The organism is Metabacillus fastidiosus NBRC 101226, from assembly GCF_001591625.1.
GTDB classification, from domain to species: Bacteria; Bacillota; Bacilli; order Bacillales; family Bacillaceae; genus Metabacillus; species Metabacillus fastidiosus.
In genome coordinates this window covers 1-7,527 of the sequence record NZ_BCVG01000152.1, presented here as the reverse complement: position 1 = coordinate 7,527, position 7,527 = coordinate 1, and the positions used below count along the sequence as shown (strand labels likewise).

Below are 7,527 nucleotides of genomic sequence, written 5' to 3'. Positions count from 1 at the left end.
AACTGATGAAGGCACAGTTGAAACACCAGTTGAGGATAATGGATCTTTTGATCAATGGGTAGATGGAACATATCAATTAATCGGTGATAATTACCAAAGCCTTGTTGGATACTATCAAACTCTCATTAATAACTACTTTAGTCAATTAGATTCACCACAAGTTTCTGAAGAAAAACCAGCAGAGCCGGTATTAGAGGCCCCGGTTGAGACTGTTGTGGAAAATGCAACTGATGCAGCAAGTACAGTTACAGATACAACGGTAACTCCTGAAGTTAATACAACAGAAAGCCAAGTTAGTTCAGAGATTGATGATACTCTAGAAAAAACAGATTTGAAAAATGATGTAGAACAAGTTTCAAATGAAGAAGCAATTTTAAATGCTCCATCTGAAGAGGGAAGCCAAGGCGAAAAAGAATCAGAACAAGTTTCAAATGAAGGAGCAGTTTCAAACATTCAACCTGAAGAAGGAAGCCAAGCTGAAAAAGAAGATGAGGTATCTGATAATCTCTCTGTTAAAGATAAATTAATTGGATATTATAAAGAAGTCGTGACTGCATATTCTAATTTTATGAAATTTTTAAGTTAATTTCGTTTTCACTACAGTAGCCGATCTAGTGAAATAAAATACGAGTGTTAAAGAAAAAATGTATCAATAATTCCAAAAGTAATCAAAATATGCGAGATGCTTGCAATTACGTCAAAGTCAAAACCTTTATATGCTGAATGCTGCACTGGATAGGTCGGAGGTTAACCTCCGACCTATTTTATTAATTTAGTAAAGAATCAAAAAGGGAAAATATATCTATTTAATCTTATATATCATTCTTATTTCCCCCAGAGGCTATAATTTTCCACTTATGTATAGATTGGTAAAAATCCAATATAAATAACAGTTTTTATCTTGATGACATAGTGAACCATTGCAAGTAATACAACACCCCTGCTCAGTCTATGGAAGTAATAACTCTCATTAACAAACGTGGAAGATATTCCGTTTACATTAAATGAGAAGGGATTTGTCATCTCACCAAAGATCGCAAGAACATCAGAATTTTGGATAGCGCATAAGGATACATTGGATGCCGTTTTTCCCAGTACAGTGATAAAGATGAAAACGTTAGATGGGTGGAGGGAAGTTACATTAGAGGAGACAGAAGAAATGTGGCCTTTATATTTCCCAACATATCGTCATATTAATAAAATAATAGATGCTCCACTTAATAAAAAGTTCACAGTGAAGTTTTCACAGGAACTTAATGAGCAGACTATAAGTAAGGATAATATAGAGCTTATTGAAAAAGATACTGGAGAACGTATGCCAATCCAATTTAATTTACTAAATAAGAAGTATGTCGAGGTAGTTCCCGAATTACAGTTAAAACCGGAAACTTCCTATTGGTTAGTTGTACACTCTGATGGTATACAAGCTAGAAATAAAAATAAATTAAAACAGGGGGTTATCGCTGAAGCAGTGACTGTATCGCAACATTAAAATAATAATTTACATAGTGGTTGGCGGTACTCTAAGAAGGGGATATCTCATAATTTAATTTTTTAATTTAGAGATGTCTCTTTTACAATTTAGCACACGAAAATATTCTATTATCTAAAACCCCCTCATATTTCACCATTATATTGAAATGTTGAATCATCACTTTGTAAAGTTCAGTGTCACTATACTCTGAGTACTGGAATTCAGGCATTGAATTGTTTTGAAAGGTAGATTGTTGTTGCATGAGAATTTTTATATCTTTAAAGCCAGTCTGTTCAAATAGATCTATCCAATTTTTCTCCATAAGAATGGAATCTAATCCATAAAATTGTTTAATTTCCTCTTCGTTAATTGTCTCAAGCTGTTGATTAACGGTAAGTTCATTTGCAAAAAAATGTCCCCTTTTTTTTAATAATCGAAATATCTCTTTAAGAGATGCAGGTTTATTTACAAAAGAAAGAACAGATTCAGAAATAATAAAATCAAATTCCTCATCTTTTAATGGGAAATTTTCTATTGAGGCTTGAATAATTTTCACTGGTAATTGGTGTTTAGCCATTCTGTTCTTTGCTTTTTCTATCATTAGTGGATTGATATCCATTCCAGTTACTTCTGCTCCATATTGAGTAGCTAAATAGGCGGCTGTTTGGCCAGTACCACACCCTACATCTAAAATCCGAGAAGTTTCATTAATATTTTCTGTTTCGAATATTTGCTTTGTTAGATTAATACCGCCGGGATGTGCCCCGCCAATACCTAATTTGGACAAGAAATCTAAATATGTCGAAGTTCCCATTAAGATCACCCTCTTCTTCCATCATATTTGTATGAATATGAAAATCGAAATAAGATGGTTCCTGCCAAGTATTAGATCGATTTAATTTGGTGAAGAAATTCTCATCTTGTTTAAATGTTAGCTGTTAGTAGGCATATATTCTAGTTGTAAGTAAATTTCCTTTATGTCCTAATCAACGGAAGAATACAAATCATATGTTAGAGAGGAAAGATGATGGAATAGAAGGCTAACAGGGAGGTGAGTATATGCCATTTTTCCCGCCAAATCCAGGAAGGAGACCGTTTCCCCCAGGTCATAGACAACGTGTTCGACCAGTTCCTCCGTTTAGAAGACAACCTGGTTATTTGTTTTCTCCGAATCAGAATCAACAAGCACCAGCTTCTAAAATCCAAGGACTATCAGGTAATTTAAACAAAATGATGGGGCATGTAGGAAAGGTAACAAATGGGGTTAATATGATAAGACAAATAGGTTCTATTATTTCGTTATTTAAATAATTTGTAAAAATTTGAGATGATATTTTAAAGAATAACAGTAGAAAAAGAAATCATTATAAATAATAGCACAATGGATAATTTAAATTTAACAGCCCTGAACCATTTTCTTAGGTTCAGGGCTAATATTATTGTTCACGTATCCAGAAACGATCTTGTGCAATTCCTTCGATAAATTTCATAATATCCGTTTGCAAGAGATCATACACACCTTCTGTCTTTAAACTTACGCGGCTCTGATTTAATGTTTGATGATCGGAAAGGGCAACAGCCAGTGGTTTACAATGTTTAAAAGTTGTCTCAATGAACTCTAAAACAGGCGGTTGGATAGCGGATTTATTATTGATTAATAAAGCCGCATCAAAAAGACTTGGATCAGCTGTATCAAAGGTTTCTGTTATTTTCAAATTATTTTTTAGAGAACCTATCTTTGCAGCTATAATACTGTAATTTAATTTATGCTCTGTTAACACTTTTAACCAATCTGTTAATTGATCAGTATCCGGTTGTCCATTTAAGAGGACAGCGACACTTTTTGTATCAGGTTTGTAAATAGTATTCACCATACTGAGTGCAGGAGATTTTTTAGTAGATTTGGATTCAAGATTTTCTTTCGGCAGTTCGGCATTAATATTATTTGCTACTTCTTCAGCCACTCTCCGGTCAATATGATTTAAGAGAACAACTGCATTATTTTTTACTAGATCTGATTTGCATTTACCAAGCTCGAAGCTAAATGCGCTGATGAGATGTCTTCGTTCATGTGGAGCAAGACTGTTATAAAATAACTTTGCTTGGGAGTAGAAATCAAGGAAGCTTTCACTGCGGCCTCTGATTTTCCGGCCTTCTACTTTTTCCTGATAGTGTTCGTATCCTCCCTGATCAGCTGGTACAGGCTCAGGCTGATTGTTATTTAAGCCATTACGATGATAGCTTGTTTTTCCATGGTGAATAGTCATTTGGTGCATCCCGTCCCGCTGGTTATTATGGAATGGGCATACTGGCTGATTAATCGGAATCTGGTGGAAATTAGGTCCGCCAAGACGGCTTAACTGAGTATCTGTATAAGAAAATAGACGTCCTTGTAAAAGAGGATCATTGGAAAAATCAATGCCAGGTACAACATGACCCGGATGGAAAGCCACTTGCTCGGTTTCTGCAAAGAAATTATCAACATTACGATTCAATGTCATTTTTCCAACTATTTTTACAGGTATTTCTTCTTCTGGCCATAATTTCGTAGGATCTAAAATGTCGAAGTCAAATTTAAATTCATCTTCTTCCGCAATTACTTGCAAGCCGAGCTCCCATTCTGGATAATCGCCTTTTTCAATTGCCTCATATAAGTCCTGGCGGTGGAAGTCAGGGTTTTTACCAGCAGTTCTCTGTGCTTCATCCCATACTTGGGAGTGCATACCAAGCACAGGCTTCCAATGGAATTTTACGAAATGTGCTTTGCCAAGAGTGTTTATAAGACGGAAAGTATGTACGCCAAAGCCCTCCATCATCCTTAAACTGCGTGGAATGGCACGATCGCTCATGAGCCACATAATCATATGGGCTGATTCGGGGTTTTGACCAATGAAATCCCAAAATGTATCATGGGCACTCGCCCCTTGTGGAATTTCATTATGAGGTTCTGGTTTAAGAGCGTGTACAAGATCAGGGAATTTTATAGCATCTTGAATAAAAAATACAGGCATATTATTTCCGACTAAGTCAAAGTTTCCTTCATCGGTATAAAATTTAACTGCAAATCCCCGCACATCACGCACCGTATCACTTGACCCTTTTGAACCCTGCACTGTTGAGAAACGTGTAAAAACAGGTGTAGTTTTAGAAGTGTCAGTTAGAAAATCGGCTCTTGTATATTGTGATAAAGATTCATAAAGCTGAAAGATACCGTGAGCACCTGTGCCGCGTGCATGAACAACTCTTTCAGGAATGCGTTCATGATCAAAATGTGTCATTTTTTCACGGAAATGGAAGTCTTCCATCAGTGTAGGTCCTCTTAAACCAGCTTTCAGAGAAAATTCGTCTTCTGCTACCTTTAATCCTTGGTTTGTAGTTAAACCAGCTTTCTGTTCATTATCAATAGTAAAATTCTCTAATTGTGAAGTCTTCTTATTTTCCATTTGTAAGCCTCCTCATAAATGGTATAGTCCCATTATGAATACCCGCTTCTCTTGTTCAATAAAACATTACAAGCTCTATAACCTTTTTCAATGAAAATTTTGGAATAGTATTTTGATAAGAAATAGATAAGCTGAAAAATATATTAAGAATACCTCATGAAATTATCTAATATGTTGTACAGCTTCTCAGGAAGAGGCTGTTTTTTAAGTATCCTGATAATAGAGTCATTAGCACCATACTTCATTAAGTGTCCGTAAAGCAGGTCGGCTTTTTCATTTTTATCCATAAGAACGTATGCAGTATACCAAGCTTCTGGACTGCTTATTTTAATACCATTCCAAATGGAGGTGGGGCTATAAGGTATGCTGCAAGCACCTTTATTTGAATAGATGGAAAACTTATTAATAAATTCAAATTCAGTTTTTTCTATTATTACTCTTAATTTATAATCAGTAGCATATGGATAGGATCCTGTTTCAAAACTTTCAATTGAGTAATCTCTTAAGAGGCTGATTAACTGGTCTGCAGGTATTTCTAAAGTAATGTCCCAGTCATTGACTGTGTGAACTAAATTCAATGAATAAAGCAACCCACTGCCACCAAGGGAGTATTGAATGTTTTCAGATTCCAACAGATTTACAACAGTATTTAAATGTTTTAATTTAGACTCCAACAATAAACCCCACCTCATTTTTCTATATTATACCATGGAACTTATTGGGTTTATCTAGTGCATAATGAGTTCTGAAGAAATACTTATTACTTTTTTCAGCTGTTCGCTTAGGGATTAAAAGCATAAAATTACCCTTCTTTTTGAAAAAATCGTAATAATTATGATTTAAAAAATCCGATTGCAGCTTTACTAAAATGAATAAATGGCTGAATAGATATTCATCTTATAGTTTTACTTAATAATTAAAAAGTCATTGGCAAAGAATAGCTATTAATAAAGAAATTAAAATAATAGGAGAAGAAAAGAATGACTCATCTATTTGAATTGCCGGCATTAATGATATTAGATGTACAGAAAGGATTTGATGACCCTTATTGGGGCAAAAGAAATAATCCTCAAGCTGAGGAGAATATGGCAAGGCTGTTGGCGGAGTGGAGACAGAGGAAAGGTACAGTTATTTACTCAAAGCATTTATCCGTTCAGCCTAAATCACCGCTTCATCATAAGAATAAAGAGGGTACGGAGTTTAAGGAAATTATAAAACCGACTGATGGAGAAATAATTTTTACGAAAAGTGTCAATAGCGCATTTATCGGGACTGAGCTTGAACCCTATTTAAGTGAAAATCAGATTAAATCAGTTATAATAACAGGTCTTTCCACACAACATTGTATTTCAACGACTGTTCGAATGAGCGGAAACCTAGGCTATGAAACATATGTTGTATCTGATGCTATTGCTGCTTTTGAAATTACTGATCATAATGGTAAAACCCATAAAGCAGATACTGTTCAAGAACTGGAACTGGCAATGCTTCATAAAGAATTTGCAACTGTTTTAACTGTGGATGACATATTAAATCAATTAAATAATAAATAGAGCGCAGAATTTTTCAAACCGCGCTTTTCTCTATTTATTAGATTTTTGAGAGATATGAAGATGGTGAAAGGGACATTTTGATAAGGAAGTGTCATCATCCCTTAGGAAGTATTGCTTCCATTCAAAGTTATTTTCAACTCCGTAACTATTCAAATCTGGATGAATAGAGGTAGCATCGTATTTAGATAATCGTTTTCTTACTTGTGTTTTTATATTTTTAGCATATGTTTCAGATTTATTGAATTCTTTCAATACCCATCTAGGGGTAATAGCGAGCATCATTGTATCGAAATGCCTACTCTCGCGATTCTCATGTACTGGTGTAGCACAATACATAAAAAATTTCCCCCCATGGAAACAAAATTCCCAGATAGAATTGTTCGGATTAGTTGGAATATCATTCGGCCAATCCACCTTATCGATTGCAGATAAACGATTTAACTGCTGCCAAAATAATTGTTCGAACTGTTCAATCGAATAATTATTCTTTATATGATGAGGAATTTTATAGAAAACAATGAGGGAAGTATATTTTCCAAATTCCTTAGAAGATGTACTGAATTCTTTTAGTAATTCAGCAAGCTCATATATTGTTGAAGCTTCTTCCGGATTTCCTATAAAACCATAACGAAGATGGTTCAGTGTAAATCCGATGGTAGCTGGTATACAAGGAAACGGCTTCTCTTTATCTGTCATTTTCGCTTCGAAATTTTCAAGCGCTTCTCTTTCCCATTTCATAAGCTCATTCCGATTAGTGCTATCATCCTTATATAAACCTTTGATAATAATCACCTCACAATAGCTTCTACACTATATTCAGGAAAGTAATTTTAAGGTAGATGTCCTATGTAAAATAGTCCGTAATTATTTTTTAAAAGTATATGGCCTATGTTCAATTCTTTCCTCAGCTGTTCAAAAAATAAAAAGCAAGAAAGATGTTAATAGAGGGTAGATAATAAAGTGAAACTTCTATCAGTGGGGGTTTTCGTACGTCCCCCACTGATAGTTAGTTGAGGCCCGTACGATACGGGTTACACATACCTTGCTCGCGTGAAGT

The 7,527-nt window shown here is 34.8% G+C and carries 8 protein-coding genes; 4 read left to right on the top strand and 4 right to left on the bottom strand.

The window, feature by feature from the left end; all coding sequences use genetic code 11:
• Together BFA01S_RS22990 and BFA01S_RS22985 are read left to right on the top strand one after the other, a co-directional pair.
• Nucleotides 1-586 (top strand): hypothetical protein (locus tag BFA01S_RS22990; RefSeq protein WP_169800517.1); only part of this gene is annotated, 586 nt, incomplete at its 5' end.
• A gap of 393 nt (nucleotides 587-979) precedes the next feature.
• Nucleotides 980-1,492, top strand: coding sequence for an Ig-like domain-containing protein (locus BFA01S_RS22985; RefSeq protein WP_066235230.1), 513 nt, complete (start codon nucleotides 980-982; stop codon nucleotides 1,490-1,492).
• An 82-nt stretch (nucleotides 1,493-1,574) separates the two neighbouring features.
• Here BFA01S_RS22985 and BFA01S_RS20260 read toward each other — a convergent pair whose 3' ends face one another.
• On the bottom strand, nucleotides 1,575-2,288 hold the full coding sequence (locus tag BFA01S_RS20260; protein ID WP_082800103.1) for a class I SAM-dependent methyltransferase: 714 nt from the start codon (nucleotides 2,286-2,288) through the stop codon (nucleotides 1,575-1,577).
• 245 nt (nucleotides 2,289-2,533) lie between these two features.
• Here BFA01S_RS20260 and BFA01S_RS20255 point away from each other — a divergent pair, with 245 nt between their 5' ends.
• Nucleotides 2,534-2,785 (top strand): hypothetical protein, encoded by a 252-nt coding sequence (locus BFA01S_RS20255; protein WP_066235229.1) that lies wholly within the window; start codon nucleotides 2,534-2,536, stop codon nucleotides 2,783-2,785.
• Between the two features lie 125 nt (nucleotides 2,786-2,910).
• Here the strand turns inward: BFA01S_RS20255 and BFA01S_RS20250 are convergent, their stop codons facing one another.
• Together BFA01S_RS20250 and BFA01S_RS20245 are read right to left on the bottom strand one after the other, a co-directional pair.
• Nucleotides 2,911-4,917, bottom strand: a complete 2,007-nt coding sequence (locus tag BFA01S_RS20250; RefSeq protein ID WP_066235227.1) for a catalase — start codon at nucleotides 4,915-4,917, stop codon at nucleotides 2,911-2,913.
• Nucleotides 4,918-5,060: 143 nt separating this feature from the next.
• Nucleotides 5,061-5,591 (bottom strand): hypothetical protein, encoded by a 531-nt coding sequence (locus tag BFA01S_RS20245; RefSeq protein WP_066235224.1) that lies wholly within the window; start codon nucleotides 5,589-5,591, stop codon nucleotides 5,061-5,063.
• Nucleotides 5,592-5,897: 306 nt separating this feature from the next.
• On the opposite strand from BFA01S_RS20245, the gene BFA01S_RS20240 reads away from it, so the two are divergent.
• Nucleotides 5,898-6,470, top strand: coding sequence for a cysteine hydrolase family protein (locus tag BFA01S_RS20240; RefSeq protein ID WP_066235222.1), 573 nt, complete (start codon nucleotides 5,898-5,900; stop codon nucleotides 6,468-6,470).
• Nucleotides 6,471-6,500: 30 nt separating this feature from the next.
• On the opposite strand, the gene BFA01S_RS20235 is transcribed toward BFA01S_RS20240, so the two are convergent.
• Nucleotides 6,501-7,253, bottom strand: coding sequence for a YqcI/YcgG family protein (locus BFA01S_RS20235; RefSeq protein WP_412758814.1), 753 nt, complete (start codon nucleotides 7,251-7,253; stop codon nucleotides 6,501-6,503).
• Nucleotides 7,254-7,527: the final 274 nt, after the last annotated feature.